This window comes from Bacillus sp. NPDC077411 (genome assembly GCF_044543425.1).
Lineage (GTDB): Bacteria > Bacillota > Bacilli > Bacillales > Bacillaceae_G > Bacillus_A > Bacillus_A bruguierae.
In genome coordinates this window covers 1-15403 of the sequence record NZ_JBITWA010000037.1, presented here as the reverse complement: position 1 = coordinate 15403, position 15403 = coordinate 1, and the positions used below count along the sequence as shown (strand labels likewise).

Below are 15403 nucleotides of genomic sequence, written 5' to 3'. Positions count from 1 at the left end.
CCATACCGAACACGGAAGTTAAGCTCTCTAGCGCCGATGGTAGTTGGGACTTTGTCCCTGTGAGAGTAGGACGTTGCCAGGCAAAAACCTAAGTCGTTTTGACTTAGGTTTTTTTGTGTTTAATGGTACTGCTGAAACGAAATATTGTCTTTGATTTAGCACAGTACAAATTAAATAAACAAATGGTTTTAATCCTATTTTACTTAAACGCCTTAGGAAGATAATGATTGCTAATATTCATGAGTTTTTTCTTATAGGCCTCACCATATCAAAAAAAGAGGATGATCTCCGTCTAACATAATGATTCTTATTATTATAAATGTAATGATAAGAATGCAAAAAACGATTCTTTTAATATAAAAAGAATCGTTTTTTAGTTTTACCCTCTAATGGTATGTCATAAAGGTAATAAGAAAATTGAAGTACAATTACCACACTCACTTGAGAGCGTTAATTGTAATCTTCGCAGCTTGGGCGATAAGCTCGTTATTATAGGTAGCATCCTTTGTATCACGACTGGATAGAATTGCAATGATAATTGGCTCTCGATTTGGTGGCCAAACGATGGCAATGTCATTTCGCGTTCCGTAGCTTCCAGCCCCGGACTTATCACCGACTTCCCATCCTTTTGGTACGCCAGCACGGATCAGTTGGTCTCCAGTAGTGTTTCTACGCATCCAATCCGTGAGGATTTTACGCTTATCAGTTGGGAGTACATTACCAACTGTGAAAGCCTTAAGATTAGTAGCAAGTGCTTTTGGTGTACTTGTATCACGGATGTCCCCAGGAGTAGCTTCGTTCAAATCTGGCTCAAAGCGATCAGCCATGGTAACCCTATCACCAATTTGTCTGAGCGCTTTTTCAAACCCATTAGGACCGTTTAATTTTTTGAATAAAAGGTTCCCCGCTGTATTATCACTGTAGCAAATAGCAGCCTCTGCAATTTCCCCAAGAGTCATACCGGTATCCACGTGTTTCTCTGTAATTGGTGAATACGTAACTAAGTCGTCTTTTGTATAGGTGATAACTTCATCTAGTTTGTCGATTGAGTTTTGCTGTAGAACTGCTCCTGCAGCCAGAGCTTTGAAGGTTGATGCATAAGCAAACCGTTCATTAGGTCGATAAGCAACTGTTCGATTTGTACCGGTATCAATAGCATAGACACCAATCCGAGCATCAAACTTTTTCTCGAGTTGAACGAACTCTCGATGAGTCGCATGATTTGTATGTTTTGTTTGCTCTGTTTTTTCTTTTGCTTCCACCTGCAATGGTTCACCTGTAAAGAGTGTTATACTTGTAAGACTTAAACTTAGTATGCCAGCACACATCCCTATTTTTAGCATTCTTGTACTTTTCAAAAAAATCAGTCCCTTCATCTTTTGTAATACATAAAATGGATGTCAAATTAGGTACAATGTATCCAATTTGAGTACCAGTTTTTAAAATTACATTTAATAGACAATCTAAGTAATAATTTTGTTCCATAATTTATAAAAAAAATAATTAATTTTAAGATAAAATAGAATCTACATAGAGGAGGGTTTTATGTTACATATAAAAACAAAAGTATGGGCCATCTTGGCAATCTTTTTTATTCTAAGCATTATTTTTACGATTTTATTTACAACGAATTTTATTTCGTTTTCTATTACAACCTCTTCACCTGAAAGAGGTAAAATTATTGATCAAAACGGAGTAATACTAGCTACAAATAAAGAAGTGAAATCTTTGTATTACGTTTATGATAATGAATGTCCAACTCATCAAGACACAATGAAATTAACAAGTTTTTTAAATCAATTTTCATCTATATTTCATCATGACATCTCTACGGATGAGATAAAGCTACAATTACAAAAGTCTTGTAAGCAGTACAATAAAAATGAAATACTATTGTACGCAGGCATAAATGATAATGAATTGACCTTTATAAACAAAAACAAGCCTCAAAATGTAATTATGAAAAATGAATGGATACGTGTTTATCCACAGCATGAAATCGCTTCACAAGTAATTGGATATGTAGAATCTGAAAAAAGCAACTCTTATTCTAATTATGTTCCTGCTGGTAAAAATGGAATTGAGCTTCAATATGAAAATGATCTAAAAGGAATACCAGGAAAAACTTTCATATTTAAAATTAAAAATAAAAAATTTTTATGGAACATACAAAATCCTCAAAAAGGAAAGGATATTCAGCTAGCACTAGATTTTAAACTTCAGCAGAAAACAGAAGAAGCTTTAAGGGATCAAGTCAAAAAAATACCCGATGCTAAGAGTGGTTATGCTGTAGTGGTAGATGTAAGAACAGGAAAAATATTAACTATGGCTAACTCTACAGCTTTTGATCCAAATGTACTAAGTGCACATTTCCCATTGCCTGAAAAAGAAAACATAAAAGTACTCTCACAAAATAAAACGATCCAAAAATTAAAGTACGGTGAATCCTATGTAAATATGGCATCAACAATAAAGCCTCTTACTATTTTAATTGGGTTAAATGAAAAGCTGTTTCAACCTGCTGATACTTATTTGGATATGGGTAGTTTTCAATATAATGATCAGAATAATGTTGCCAATGCTGCTGGGACTCCAATTGGTGAAATTACACCAAGTCAGGCTATTATTAATTCATCCAATACATTTATGACAGCAAAAGTGGCAATTCCGTTATTTAACCAAAATAACGGAAATTTAGAAAAAGTAGCAAACATTTGGACAAACTATTTAAAACAATTCGGCCTTCGCTCTCAAACTGGGGTTGATTTACCCTTTGAAGAAGACGGGCAATATCAATTGCATGTATCTAGTAAGTTTGAAAGTGGAATTTCTGCTTTGTTAAATGCTTCTTGGGGAGGAAACGAGGTGCATACTCCTATTCAACTCGCTCAATATGCAGCAACCCTTGCAAGTAAAGGCGATAAATATAAACCTCAAATCGCAAATGCTATTATTGATAATGATGGTAAAGAAACAAAAAAGTTTAAACCAATTTTAGAAAGTTCAAATCGTTATCCTTTGAATTTCTGGAATGTCTTGCAAGATGGAATGAGTCAAAATATACAAGAGATTAAAAACTTGGCCTTTGATGTTGCGGGTAAAACAGGAATAACAGGTTCACCAAACGAACAGGAAAAAATTATAAATCATGCTCTTTTTATCGCATATGCTCCTGCTAAAAATCCGCAAGTCGCTATTTCTGTCATTATTCCTGGCGGAGGTTCTGGAAAAAATCATGCTGCTCTTGTTGCATCTAAGGTTTTACACGATTGGGATACCCTTCAAAAAGAGAATAAAAAATAAAGAGAAAGGTTCACTTTATCGAACCTTTCTCTTTTACCATAAAGAATTTATACTCTTTATTTTCCACGTACCATCATTATGTTTTTCGAAAATAAAAGAATACTCAATATCAATTGAAATATGATCTTTCTTCACATAACCGGTGTAACCATTCATCGTAGTTATTCTTATATATCCATCATTGTTCGCTTTGTCCGAAACCCAAGCTTTTACCATTTCATTAGACACCTGATTTAAAACTCGCGAATTAGGTTTTGGTTTATCAAAAACTTTTGTCTCTTCACCAATTACCGTTGCATATAAATAACGTTCCTGCTTTGTTTGATTCCCTTCTACCATCCCACTAGGTATTTTATATAATGTTTTCGTATCATTCACAAATTCTCCTCCCATTGTAAGGGCTACTTGTAACTCGTGAAACATATTTTCATCAAATTCCCACTCATTTTTGTTATACTTTTCCCCTTTAAAAACAAATTCTTCCTCCAGGGCTTCATATAAATTATTCTTATTTTTGAAACTCGTGATTGTATTTAATTGATTCATAAATTGTTTTAGTGATTGATCTTGATTAGATTCATCTTTCATCTTCACTTCAATTTGAGTGCTACTTTGTACAGGAGGTTCGTTTTTTCCGAAGAAAAATTGTTGGGAGTGAAACAGCAAAACTGTACAAACAAGAACAAATGCAACAGTGGCTAACTTTTTACGAAATGTTTGGCTATACTTAGGCCGATTTCTCTCTCTATTTTGGTATATAGATTGTTTTATCTTATAAATGAATTCCTCTTCGTCTTGACGCTGTCTCATTGGTCCATTTTTTAATTCTTTATACCAATTCGGCTTATTATTATTATTCATACCGTTTATCCTCTCCTAATATTTTTGAAACTCGTGTACGAGCTCGGTGTAGTCTAGACTTCACAGTTCCAATCGACACTCCTAGCGTTTCTGCTATTTCACCATAGGATAATTCATATTTTGCATCTAATATCAATATTTCACGATATTTTTTAGGTAAATTTAGTATTACGTTCCAAATTCCATCCATTTCCTCTTTGTTAAAAAATTCTTGCTCTGCTGATAGATACTTCTTATCGTCCCTAAAAAAACTTACTAAAGAAATTCTCTTGAAATAGGAAGACTTCAAATAATTTAGCGCTGTGTTCCTTGTAATTTTTAATAACCACGTTTTAACAGATGATTCATTTCGAAATGAATGCCAATTTTCAAATGCCTTTATAAATACATCTTGCGTTATATCATCAGATAAATGCGTGTCTTTCGTAATAATAAATGAATAATTCCATACATCTTGCCAATGTTCTTTTATAACGTAATCAAATTCATCATGGTTGCAATTTTCAATAACCTTATGTTTCATCTCGACACCTCAAGCTCATTTGAATAAACATAAAAATTTCCCCTCATTTTTTATAACTAATCTAATATATAGACAAGATAATAGTTTCATTTGTTCCCATTAAAACTAATTATAAAGTTCCTGATAGTTATAAGTATAAGGAAGCTTTCATCGTAGGGAAGTAAGTAAAGTAAACGAAATTTGGCAATCAGATTATACATATTTTTCATCATATATTTGCGCCATAACCAAAAATTGTGTTTCTCTACAAAATTTATAAATTTCAAAAAATTTATAATTATAATATACAATTGCAATTAATCTGTATTTATTACTCTATTCATATTGGGGTTTTATTACAAGTAATAATTGTTCTGGTATAAAAATACATTTATTTAAAAAAATGTAATATCTTGTCTAATAATATATATATACGTTGTCTATATACAGACGGTAGAATCTGGGATGTAAGGGTCTCTTACACAAATAAATAAGGGGGTCAAAAATATGAAATTAACAGGGATTATACTTGGAACTGCAATTGGATTAGGAGCTTTTACTACAACAAACGTGAGTGCTGCTGAAGTAGAACAAACAAAAGTAGAGAAGGCGAGTGTACAAGTGGAAGGTCATGTACTACAAAGTACGCTGAAAGTGAATCAGCCTTATACATTAAGTGGTGAAGTTGTGAATGTAGTTCATGGTAATTCTCAACATATTAAGTTAAATAGAAAACAAATTCATTTCACACAACCAGGGACATATGTGGTTCAAGCGAAAGGGTGCTTAGGTACAGTTGACACATATATATTTAAGGTTACGAAATAAAGCAATTAAGTTGAGGCTAATACTGCGATTTTGAGGAAAGTTACATTATGTTTTATTTTGGATAAGCATCTCAATAGTAATGAGATGCTTTGTTCTATCGAGGAAGTCATCTATTTCTTTATTCATAACGTTCCTATATGATTTATTGACAGGTGTTCCATGATGTTGAGTCATGATTAGGTATGAAATGAATGCATATTCTTAAACGTCATTTGATCGATTACAATCCACCTGTTTCTTTTCAGCTTCTTCTATATTCCATTCATCTCCCCAAAAAAGTGTAACCGTATCTTCAGCTTGCAAATTTTGGTTAGCTTTTCCTCTCGCTGTAACTTCTTTATCCATTTCATTTAAGTTTAGTATTGAAAGTTCAAATTCCTTTTCTGAATCATTTCGTTTGTTAATCGTCATACAATATCTCTCCTATATAATGAAGTACCATACATAATGATAGTATTTCTATTTTATGTAACCTTATACTTTTACAAGCACCGTGATTAGGTATCTGTATGAATGATTTAAGGACGCAACACATTTGCGCCTGGGCTTCAGATAAATACAGTTTATGAGCACATAAAAAGGAAGAGAGTTTTTATAATTCTCCTCCTTTTTAAGGGAAACTTTCATGTTCTTCAGTTGTTCAGTTCATTAGAAAATGCTGTAGAACTTACCCGTTCTATTATAGAAATATCACATGTACATAAATATGAAATATTGCATAATTAAATTTATTGATATAAATAGAAGCGCTATCTATAATAAGAGTATAAAGATTTATTACATCTTAATACTCAAAAAAGGAGGGAAATAATATGGCAATCGCAATGGCAGTTTTGAAATTTTTAGGTGGAGTACTTCCATTAGTTCAAGAACTTTTAAAAGCATTTATGTAAGTTTATCATTTAGCAATTATTTATAATAATTATTGTACAAATAATCTGTATATCAAAGAATTGGTGTACAGATTATTTGTATGAGTAAAGTCCCTTTAGATTATTAGTATGAAGGGGCTTTTTTTAGTTTCTATATACTTAGACGATTAATAAGTGAAGTTATGTTAACTCGGAAAAGATAATACAATGCAATGGGTTCTCGCTGCATGCCTATCAAGCTAAGGTCTTGAAGTACCCCCAAAACGAAAATTTTACTTCTCTACAGTTAGTTAATTATAAGATTGCATCTCATCTTTTCGTTTTGGGATATGATTTTGTCTTACTTTGATAGCGAAGTCTCCGTTACCTTTACAAATAAGCAATCAAATCAAAGGTAAAAAATTACACTAGTGAAACAAGGGAATCTGAGATGTTAAAAGCTCTTCATTTATGCGATTGTTAATCAATTTCGTCATTCATCATATATCGAAAAACCGAAATCTGGCTTCAGATTTCGGTTTCGTTTATATAAAGTGTGAACGGTGTTAATTCCTTTTATCGTCCTTGAATCATGATTAGGTATGAGATTAATGAATATCAACCTTTTTAAAATAGAATAGTGTTGCGAGAAAACCGATAATAGCTGTAGCGGCAATGGCAACATAAGAATATTCTGGAGGATATGTCGGTTGCAATTCGTTATTTACTATATCTAGTGCAGCTGTCCAAGGAAATAAATCTTTGTGTTCCGAACTTGCAGTTAGAACATTTACCATTGCTACAACAATTGTTAATATAATAGGCGGAACATAAGTCTTCATTACAAGAGTTAGCAGTACAATAGGAGAAGATAAGATAAAAAGGAATCCACCGCCTAGTAAAAATTTCACTAAAAATTGAAAAGATAAAGGGATGCTTAATCCAGGGAAACCTCCTAATAGCCCTAATAGTAAAGTTAGTCCCCATGCAACTATAGTTAGAATCATAATCCAAATAAACAGAAGGGCGAATTTACTCATAATAAAGTTAAAACGTGATACAGGAATGGTTAATAAATTTTTTAATGTATTTTCTGTGTATTCACGATTGAAGAGATAAGCGGTAACGACTCCGTATAGAAGGACTCCCATAAGTAAAATAGTATACATATTTACATTAAGAAAAAGGGCATCGAAACTCGCGGGTGTAACAGATGGTTTTGTTTTCATTTCTATATAAAAGGCCAAGACGATCATAAATGGTGCTACCGCTGCCCCAATAATACTAATTAAGAACATATTAGAACGTTTCAACTTTAATAGCTCTGTATATAGTAGATTAACCAATTGTCCCACCTCCAACCAATTTGGTGAAATAATCCTCTAATCTGTCTTCGCTCATCATAATTTTTAATACTTCAATATCGTTTTGAACAAACATTTTATTAATTTGTCCTTGTTGTCCGAAATGAGAATAAACGCGAATATTTCCTTCATCATGTACTTCGTAATCCAAAATATGAAATTGTCTTTCTAAAAGCATTGCAGCTTTATTATCGTCATTTACTTGGAATTCTAAGTATTTACGATTTGTTTTTCGAAGTGCATCAAGAGAAATTTCTTCCAATAACTTCCCTTCATGAATAATCCCCATATGATCTACTAGCTGTTCGACTTCAGCTAAAATGTGACTGGAAATTAATATTGTTATGTTTCTTTCTTGTGCTAAAGATTTAATAAGTTTTCTCATTTCTTTAATACCGATTGGATCTAAGCCATTTGTCGGTTCATCAAGTATTAATAGTTCTGGATAATGGAGAAGGGCTCTTGCGATTCCTAACCGTTGTTTCATTCCCAAAGAATATTTACCCACCAGCTTTTTTGTTTCATGCTGCAGGCCTACAATTTCTAGTGCTTCTTCAAGGGCATTCTTTTTATGCACTCCGATTATCTTTGCGTTAATTAATAGGTTTTCTCTTGCAGTAAGGTTTTCATAAAACCCTGGAACTTCAACGATAGAACCAATTCTTCTTAAAATTTCTTTTTGGTTTTGGAAAAAATCCTCCCCGAATATTTCGATTTTTCCGCTTGTAGGTTTTATAAGACCTAGCAGCATTCGAATTGTCGTTGTTTTACCTGCACCGTTTCGTCCAATAAAGCCGTAAATCTCTCCCTGATTTACATTTATATTTAGATGATCTACCGATTTTTGTTTGCCATAAATTTTAGTAAGATTTGTTGTTTTTATAATTGCGCTCATTTTGAAACACCTACTTTCTATAACCTCGTACTTACATAATAAAAAGCAGGATTTAACTGCTGCTTAATCATTTCTTAACTATTTCTTAAAAGTAGTTTGTTTAGGGATGGAAAAGCCAAAGGTGGTTTTTTTCCACGGAATACTTTCTACCCAGATGTCTCCGCCATTTTTTTCTACGAGAGCTTTTGCGATAGCGAGTCCTAGACCACTCCCACCATACGAAGCATTCCTTGATTGGTCACTTCTATACATTCTTTCAAATACGTTTTCTAAATCGTTATTTGAAATTCCAGGTCCTTTGTCCCAAATGAATAGTTGGTACTCGGAAGTGGTTTCTATTAGTTCTATTCCCACTATCTTTCCAGCTTTCCCGTAATATATCGCATTTTTTACAAGGTTACCTATAATTCGTACAAGACTAAGGTGATCTGCTGTAATAGGGCAAGGTGTTTCTGGAATATGAACTTGTAATTCTATGTTATGTTTTGAGAGCTCAGGTAAAAACTCAATTAGAGACTCTCTAGTAATCTCAGCAAAATCGAGAATCTCTTTCTTTAGGGGGAATTCATCTGCATCTAGCTTGGCCATATTAAATATTTGATCAACTAATTGTTTTAAGCTGTTTGATTTCTTTGAGAGTATTTCAAGATATTCTCGTTTTTCATCTTCTGAAGCAGCAATCCCATCTTTTAAAGCATCAACATATCCAATAATGGAAGTAAGAGGTGTTCGAATATCATGTGAGATACTAGATAAGAGTTGTTTTCTGGCCTCTAGAGACTTTCTAGCTTCAACTTGTACCTTTTCTAGCTCTGTAATTAATTCATTTATAGAAAAAATCACATCATCCAACGAGTTATCATTGGTCGTGTATAACCTTGTATGTAAATTTCCGTGAATTGCTCGTCGCAAGCTAACAATGATAGATTTTCGGCTCTTTATAAAATGGATTCTTATAAAGAAAAGGCTTATCGTTATAAGAAATAATGCAGTAAATAAAATGAGTTTACATGTATGACTCATTTCAATGAGCAGAAGTATCATAATGATGATAAGCTGAAGTGAAATAAGATAGAGAACTTTATCGTTTTTCATCTTTTTCACCTACAAATTTATAACCGATTCCCCACACAGTTTGAATAAATTTAGGATTTGAAGGATCCGTTTCGATCTTCTTTCTAAGTTTTCTAATATGTACCATAACTGTATTATCATCTTCTATATAGTTACTGTCCCAAACATTACGAAAGAGTTGTGTTTTCGTAAATACTTGTTCGGGATTGGAAGCGAAAAACTTTAGTAGTTCTAGTTCTTTTGCGGTTAAAGATATTTCTTCTGCACCTACGGTAACTGTGTATTTTTTTAAATCAATTGTCAGCCCTTTAAATTGGAGGAGTGCTTGTTCGTGAGAATTAGCGTCGCTTCCTAATACTAAAAAACGCCTCATAAGAGCTTTTACTCGTGCAACTACTTCATGAATACTGAAAGGTTTTGTAATATAATCATCTGCGCCTATGCTTAATCCTAAAATTTTATCTACTTCATGATCTTTAGCGGTAAGCATTAATATCGGAATGTTTGTTTGATCTCTAAGCCGTTTACATACTTCGATCCCATCTATTTTCGGCATCATCAAATCTAGTATGACGAGGTTATATTTGTTTTGCCTAAATAAATGAAGAGCTTCTTCGCCATTGATTGCTACATCTACTGTATAGAATTCTCTCTCAAGATATTTTTTTAACAAATCTCTTATTTCTTTTTCATCATCTGCTATAAGTACGCGAACGGTTTCCATCGTTTCACCTGCTTTTAAAGTGTAATTTGGTTGTGTAAACAAAACTAATTATATACCATTAATTGGTGAAATAAGGTAGATTGTAAATTCAATTAAGATGATAACTATATTTATCCATAACAAATAGCCTGTTTTGGGGGATTTTCTTTTATACAGTGTCTAACAGGAGCTGGTTTTCTTCTTAATCTATCTTCGGATCATTCATACCATTTTGAATCATATAATACTCCATGGCTTGATTTAACCATTCTTCTTCCTCTCTTGTATATGGGGAAGGAATCATGTTTACAAGTTTTTCTTTTTCTAATTCCTCTATATCTTGTATAGCGTGCATCGCTTCTTCACTAACCAATTCAAGTGTGGTTTTCATATGCTTATCTATTAATCCCTGTACCTCGGGATCATGAACTGGTCTTCCCACTAATCTTTTTACTTCTTTAGATAACTGGATAAATTCTTTATCTAATGCTATTATTTCTTCTTCAGGCTTATTAAATAACTGATCAGCTACTTCTTTTGACGTATGTTGTTCAATCCATAGTCGGTGGTGCTTTTCTGTTTGCATGCTGTTTATTAAACTCATTAAGATTGTACTATCCACTTCTCCTTCATCTTCTATCAATCGAATCGTACGATTAATTGCATTTAGCGTTGTTTCAATTTGCTCTTTTTTCTGCTCGAAAGCCTTTTTTTGGTTTTGTAACGTATCATGTAAGGTTACATTCAAACTGGATTCATTCATCATTTTACTTATTTGCTCCAAGCTATAGCCTAAAAATTTAAACCCAACAATTTTTTGCAGCGTAAGTATATCCTGTTCAGTGTATTGGCGGTGACCAGAATGAGGGTGTTTTTCAGCTTTGAGCAGCTCAATTTCATCATAGTAATGTAATGTCCGTATGGATGTCCCGGTCTTGGTAGAGAATTCTCCGATTGAATATGTTCTGTTATTACTCATGTTACATTCATCTCCTTTTCTGGTTCAATTTGGTTACTCCGATCATACCGCCTCACGTAACTGTAGGTGCAAGTAAAACTTCCACAGATTTGAAATAAGGAGACATTTTATATTTTTGAGTATTGGCTAACTACTTCCAACGCTTTCTCCCGTACAAACTGTATTAATTCAGCAGGCTCCTTTATTAATATTTCCGCTCCGAGACTAAGGAAAAGCCCTCCGATAAAAGGGATATCTGACTCTCTAAATTTCTCTTCAATTATTCCCGTGCCATTAGAGGTAACTTGAATCCATTCTCCAATAGGGTGAGGATCTAGTATTTTACAGCCTTTTTTAGTTAGTGTTGCTCGTAAAGTAAGTTCTTTTGATGCTGCTTCTGTTTGATTTAACCATTGTTGTATGGTCATATCTATTGGAAGTGGCTCTGAGAAATCTTGTTGTATTTTGAGTGAAAGAATCCGATCGACTCGAAATGGTACATTTCTTTTTCGTTTATAACAAAATGCAGGAGAGTACCATAAGCCGTTAGCTAGAACAATTCCATGGGGAAAGATTGTTCGGGTTGAATACCCCGAACGAGATTCATATTCTATTTGAAGGTGTTTTTTGTCTAATGATGCTTGGAAAAGCTCTTTGAGGTAATGGTTTTTAAAACTTCTTTTCGGAGAATCTATAGCTAGTCTATCTTGTAATGCCTCGATTTTTTGAAGCATCTCTATAGACATGTTGGAACGGATTTTAGTAAGAGTTGATATATTTTCTTGTTGAAAAGGTCCATCTTCTAAAAGTTGATAGGACAGAAGTAATCCTGTAGCTTCTTCTGGTGTTAATGAGATAGTAGGAAGTTTTTGTTTCTTTATAAGAGTGTATCCACCATTTGGTCCAGGGGAAGAAAAAAGAGGGACACCCATTTCGCTTAATAGTTGTAAATCTCTAAGTATTGTTCTTTTGGATACTGAAAATTCATTTGCTAGCTCTTGAGCAGTAAAGCGATACTTTGTATTTAGTGTAATTAATAGCTCAAATAATCTCCCTGTTCTAGACATAAAAATATCTCCTTCAAAAAATATACACAAAAGTATTCATGTGTGGTCATTCATAGGAAATACAACCCTCTAAATCTCCACTTTAGTACACTTTTTCTTGTATTCACTCTTTTTAGATGTTTCTCTTTTGTTTGAATATTAATTTGTAACTTATCTGGGTACATTGCAGTAATATAGCCAACATGAGTTACCTTTTTTGTGTCTGTGTATTGTACAATATCTCTATGGCTAAACCCATAAGTTTCAGAATGTATTGCTTTCGTTTTCCTTCTGATTGGTTTAATGCCCCAGTCTTTTATGTTTGTATCATGGATCTCTAATCCACAAATAACTAAAGCGTCATTAGAATGTGACTTTTCAATACCCCAATCTATTCTCCTATTTGCAGTATCTCCACCACTTGTTAAAAGCAAAGTACCATACTGAGATAAATGTTGTTGTAACCAGTTTTTACCTTGCATAACGTGTTGAGCAAAGTCTAGCCGTAAACTCTTTCCGTTAATCATTTTTTGTTACTTATCAACAAAATTTTCTTCTTTACCTTCTGTTTTTTGGTGACATTTACTATATAGTGTAATCAGGTTATCTAATGTATTAGAGCCTCTTAACCTTCTAGGGACAATATGATGTACTTCTAACATACAGTTTGACTTTCTACATTCCATACATTTATATTTGTCTCGTATAATTACAGCCTTTCTCATGTTTTCATCTAGCCGATTGGATTTTTGATATTGCCAGTTGTATAACTTCTTGTCATCAGTTAATGCTCGTATATCTATCGCAACATCTTCTAAGTGAATACTTGCAATGTCTATCCATTTTGAAATCTTATTTACAAACCTAATAATCGTTTGTCTCTTTTGGAGTATACTAGGTGCGATTCTTCCTTCTTTTCTACTACTTGCACGATTATCAAATCTTGCTTGACGATACCGTTTGTGATTTCTTTTGTATCGTCTATGCCCTCTTCTTTTCTCCATTAGCTTTGATACATCTTTTCGATGTTCAATATTAGCTTTAAAGATTGGCTTGTTTTTTGTTTTACATTCTTGTACTAACCCAACCCCAACGTGTAAACTACCATCGTCTATCCCCAACCTAATTTTATAATCTACATTTTCCACTGACTTATGTAGTTGAATTACCATTGGGTATTTTGCAACAAGTCTTGCTCTTTTCTTCCTAATTAAGTACCATCCATTGTTGACACTTGTAGGAGCTAATTTCCTTCCTCCTACATCCAATACAAAACAATATTCTTTGTTTTGATTTTTAGTCATCTCTGACCAGTCATCCTTTCGGAGAATTTCGCTTTTTGCCAATGACAGATGAGAGTTCATGTGTTTCGGTGTTTGACTACAGGTCAGTAGTAGTCGGTCATCCTTCCACACTCTTAGAGCAACGGACTAAAGCGTGTATCCGAGGGTAAGTCTTCAACTTACTCATCAATCGTAGTTCATCATGCAATTTAACTTTCGTCAAAACGCACTCACTTAGGCTTGAAACCGAATCAATAGTAAGTATACGAACATATTTGCCCACGTTTGTATACTTTTGTATATAAAAATGACTACTACTGATTTAGTCCTAGTATTAGTGACGTTGTTTGTCACCAATATACGATAAAATAAATGTGAAGTCACGAAGTTCCCTTCATCAACGAGGGGGAGAACTAAAGGGGGACTAGGGAATGAGAGAATATGCGGTAAATGCAAAGGGAGTAAAAATTAAAGCTTATGAGTACAGCCAGAACGGTGAGCCAATTTTGTTCCTGCACTATATGGGAGGAAGTGCAGCTATTTGGCGGAGTATTATTCCAAGTTTTACAGAAGAATATCGCGTAATTGCTATCGATATAAGGGGACACGGCAATTCGGATCATCCTCAAAAAGGATATCAACTTGAAACTTTAGTTGAAGATGTTCGAGAGGTGCTGGATGTTCTCGGTATTTATAAAACTCATATAGTAGGGAGCTCACTTGGATGTTATGTTGGGACAATGTTTGCATCGATGTATGCAGATAGAGTTATTTCATTAGTTAATTCTGAAGGTGCTTTGGTCAATCATTCAGGACCTGGGGGCTTATATACGGAATCTAAAGAAGAGCATTTTAATAAATCCTTTTCTAATCCGGAACAAGAGTTTGATTCAAGAGAAGCCTTGATACAGTATATGAAAAGGAATTGGCTGCCATGGAATAAGAACAGAGCTTTAGTTATGGAAGATTATAAACCTCGAAAACTTCAAAATGGAAAAGTGACTTTTGTGTCTAAGAGGGAGAATATGAGACAGATTGCAGAAGATCTGTACGATCGCAGGATAGAAGAGTGGTATGATCATGTCCGATGTAGAGTGTTGTTTCTTCCGGCAGAAAAAGAAGGTGACCTGAATAAGAAATTAGCATTTATAAAAAATGTTGAATGTAAATTAAGTGAAAGTAAAACAGTTGTAATTCCTGAATCATCTCATGCTATGATGTTTGATCATGCAGGGGAATTGGTTCGTGAAATTAAGGGGTTTTTATAAGTTAACGTAATTGCACAGTAGTTTAGCAATAGAGAAATGTTATTAGGGTAAAAAAGCTTTTTTCTATTTCATTAAAATATTGAGTTAACGTCCGTTTTATATGGAGTCTCTATAGATTTACTTCATAAGTTGAATAGTAAGAGATACTAGGTTCATACACCTGGAACTTCATATAAAACATACTAAATAATTGTTCTATCCGGTCTATTTAAATCCATTTTGATTTTTTAGCATATAAGTCGCAGTTATACAAAATAATGAAGTAATGGAGGATAATAATTAAAGTTTAAAAAAGTTATTGACTATTATTATATAGAGGAGTAATATTATACGAGTCGCCGGTGAAATAAAGTAACTGCGATAAACGAAATGAAAAACTTAGTTGACATCGAATGACTGAGATGTTAACATAAGGAAGTCGCAATTGAGCGGCGGATAAGTTCTTTGAAAACTGAACGAAACAAACA

At 33.5% G+C, this 15403-nt stretch carries 14 protein-coding genes, 1 rRNA gene and 2 pseudogenes; 5 read left to right on the top strand and 12 right to left on the bottom strand.

Translation table 11 applies throughout. From position 1 onward, the window contains the following. Window positions 1-82 (top strand): 5S ribosomal RNA (rrf, locus tag ACIGHG_RS25730); the annotation flags it as partial. A 355-nt stretch (window positions 83-437) separates the two neighbouring features. Here rrf and bla read toward each other — a convergent pair. Continuing rightward, window positions 438-1376: a class A beta-lactamase gene (gene bla, locus ACIGHG_RS25140; protein WP_396551184.1), complete on the bottom strand. Its 939-nt coding sequence runs from the start codon at window positions 1374-1376 to the stop codon at window positions 438-440. Window positions 1377-1545: 169 nt separating this feature from the next. On the opposite strand from bla, the pseudogene ACIGHG_RS25135 reads away from it, so the two are divergent. Further along, a pseudogene (locus tag ACIGHG_RS25135) lies at window positions 1546-3319 on the top strand (peptidoglycan D,D-transpeptidase FtsI family protein); the annotation flags it as partial. Window positions 3320-3336: 17 nt separating this feature from the next. Here the strand turns inward: ACIGHG_RS25135 and ACIGHG_RS25130 are convergent. Further along, window positions 3337-4164 carry an anti-sigma factor gene (locus ACIGHG_RS25130; protein WP_396551182.1) on the bottom strand — a complete coding sequence of 276 codons (828 nt, stop codon included), beginning with the start codon at window positions 4162-4164 and terminating at the stop codon, window positions 3337-3339. After that, on the bottom strand, window positions 4157-4687 hold the full coding sequence (locus ACIGHG_RS25125) for an RNA polymerase sigma factor (protein ID WP_336474665.1): 531 nt from the start codon (window positions 4685-4687) through the stop codon (window positions 4157-4159). Before ACIGHG_RS25125 ends, ACIGHG_RS25130 begins: the two co-directional genes overlap by 8 nt. A 486-nt stretch (window positions 4688-5173) precedes the next feature. Here ACIGHG_RS25125 and ACIGHG_RS25120 point away from each other — a divergent pair, with 486 nt between their 5' ends. Then, window positions 5174-5494 (top strand): hypothetical protein, encoded by a 321-nt coding sequence (locus tag ACIGHG_RS25120; protein ID WP_396551180.1) that lies wholly within the window; start codon window positions 5174-5176, stop codon window positions 5492-5494. A gap of 201 nt (window positions 5495-5695) precedes the next feature. On the opposite strand, the gene ACIGHG_RS25115 is transcribed toward ACIGHG_RS25120, so the two are convergent. After that, complete coding sequence (locus ACIGHG_RS25115) at window positions 5696-5905, bottom strand: hypothetical protein (protein WP_336474663.1); 210 nt, start codon at window positions 5903-5905, stop codon at window positions 5696-5698. A gap of 295 nt (window positions 5906-6200) precedes the next feature. Here ACIGHG_RS25115 and ACIGHG_RS25110 point away from each other — a divergent pair. Continuing rightward, window positions 6201-6387: pseudogene (locus tag ACIGHG_RS25110) on the top strand (hypothetical protein). 566 nt (window positions 6388-6953) lie between these two features. Here ACIGHG_RS25110 and ACIGHG_RS25105 read toward each other — a convergent pair. From ACIGHG_RS25105 to iscB, 8 genes are all read right to left on the bottom strand, one after another. Beyond that, window positions 6954-7691: an ABC transporter permease gene (locus ACIGHG_RS25105; protein ID WP_396551178.1), complete on the bottom strand. Its 738-nt coding sequence runs from the start codon at window positions 7689-7691 to the stop codon at window positions 6954-6956. Continuing rightward, window positions 7684-8604, bottom strand: coding sequence for an ABC transporter ATP-binding protein (locus ACIGHG_RS25100; protein ID WP_396551176.1), 921 nt, complete (start codon window positions 8602-8604; stop codon window positions 7684-7686). Before ACIGHG_RS25100 ends, ACIGHG_RS25105 begins: the two co-directional genes overlap by 8 nt. 78 nt (window positions 8605-8682) lie before the next feature. After that, entirely contained in the window at window positions 8683-9699 is a 1017-nt protein-coding gene (locus ACIGHG_RS25095; RefSeq protein ID WP_336474660.1) for a sensor histidine kinase, read from the bottom strand. Continuing rightward, the gene (locus ACIGHG_RS25090) at window positions 9686-10402 is read right to left on the bottom strand and encodes a response regulator transcription factor (RefSeq protein ID WP_336474659.1); all 717 of its coding nucleotides are present in this window, start codon (window positions 10400-10402) and stop codon (window positions 9686-9688) included. The genes ACIGHG_RS25095 and ACIGHG_RS25090 overlap by 14 nt, the downstream gene beginning before the upstream one ends. Before the next feature lie 181 nt (window positions 10403-10583). Next, window positions 10584-11360, bottom strand: coding sequence for a MerR family transcriptional regulator (locus ACIGHG_RS25085; protein ID WP_396551174.1), 777 nt, complete (start codon window positions 11358-11360; stop codon window positions 10584-10586). A 107-nt stretch (window positions 11361-11467) separates the two neighbouring features. Then, window positions 11468-12406 carry a helix-turn-helix transcriptional regulator gene (locus ACIGHG_RS25080; RefSeq protein WP_396551172.1) on the bottom strand — a complete coding sequence of 313 codons (939 nt, stop codon included), beginning with the start codon at window positions 12404-12406 and terminating at the stop codon, window positions 11468-11470. A 50-nt stretch (window positions 12407-12456) separates the two neighbouring features. Then, window positions 12457-12912 (bottom strand): hypothetical protein, encoded by a 456-nt coding sequence (locus tag ACIGHG_RS25075; RefSeq protein ID WP_396551171.1) that lies wholly within the window; start codon window positions 12910-12912, stop codon window positions 12457-12459. Window positions 12913-12918: 6 nt separating this feature from the next. Further along, a complete protein-coding gene (gene iscB, locus ACIGHG_RS25070) occupies window positions 12919-13653 on the bottom strand; it encodes an RNA-guided endonuclease IscB (RefSeq protein WP_396551169.1) in 735 nt (244 codons plus the stop codon). Window positions 13654-14099: 446 nt separating this feature from the next. Here iscB and ACIGHG_RS25065 point away from each other — a divergent pair, with 446 nt between their 5' ends. Then, on the top strand, window positions 14100-14936 hold the full coding sequence (locus tag ACIGHG_RS25065; protein WP_396551167.1) for an alpha/beta fold hydrolase: 837 nt from the start codon (window positions 14100-14102) through the stop codon (window positions 14934-14936). Window positions 14937-15403: the final 467 nt, after the last annotated feature.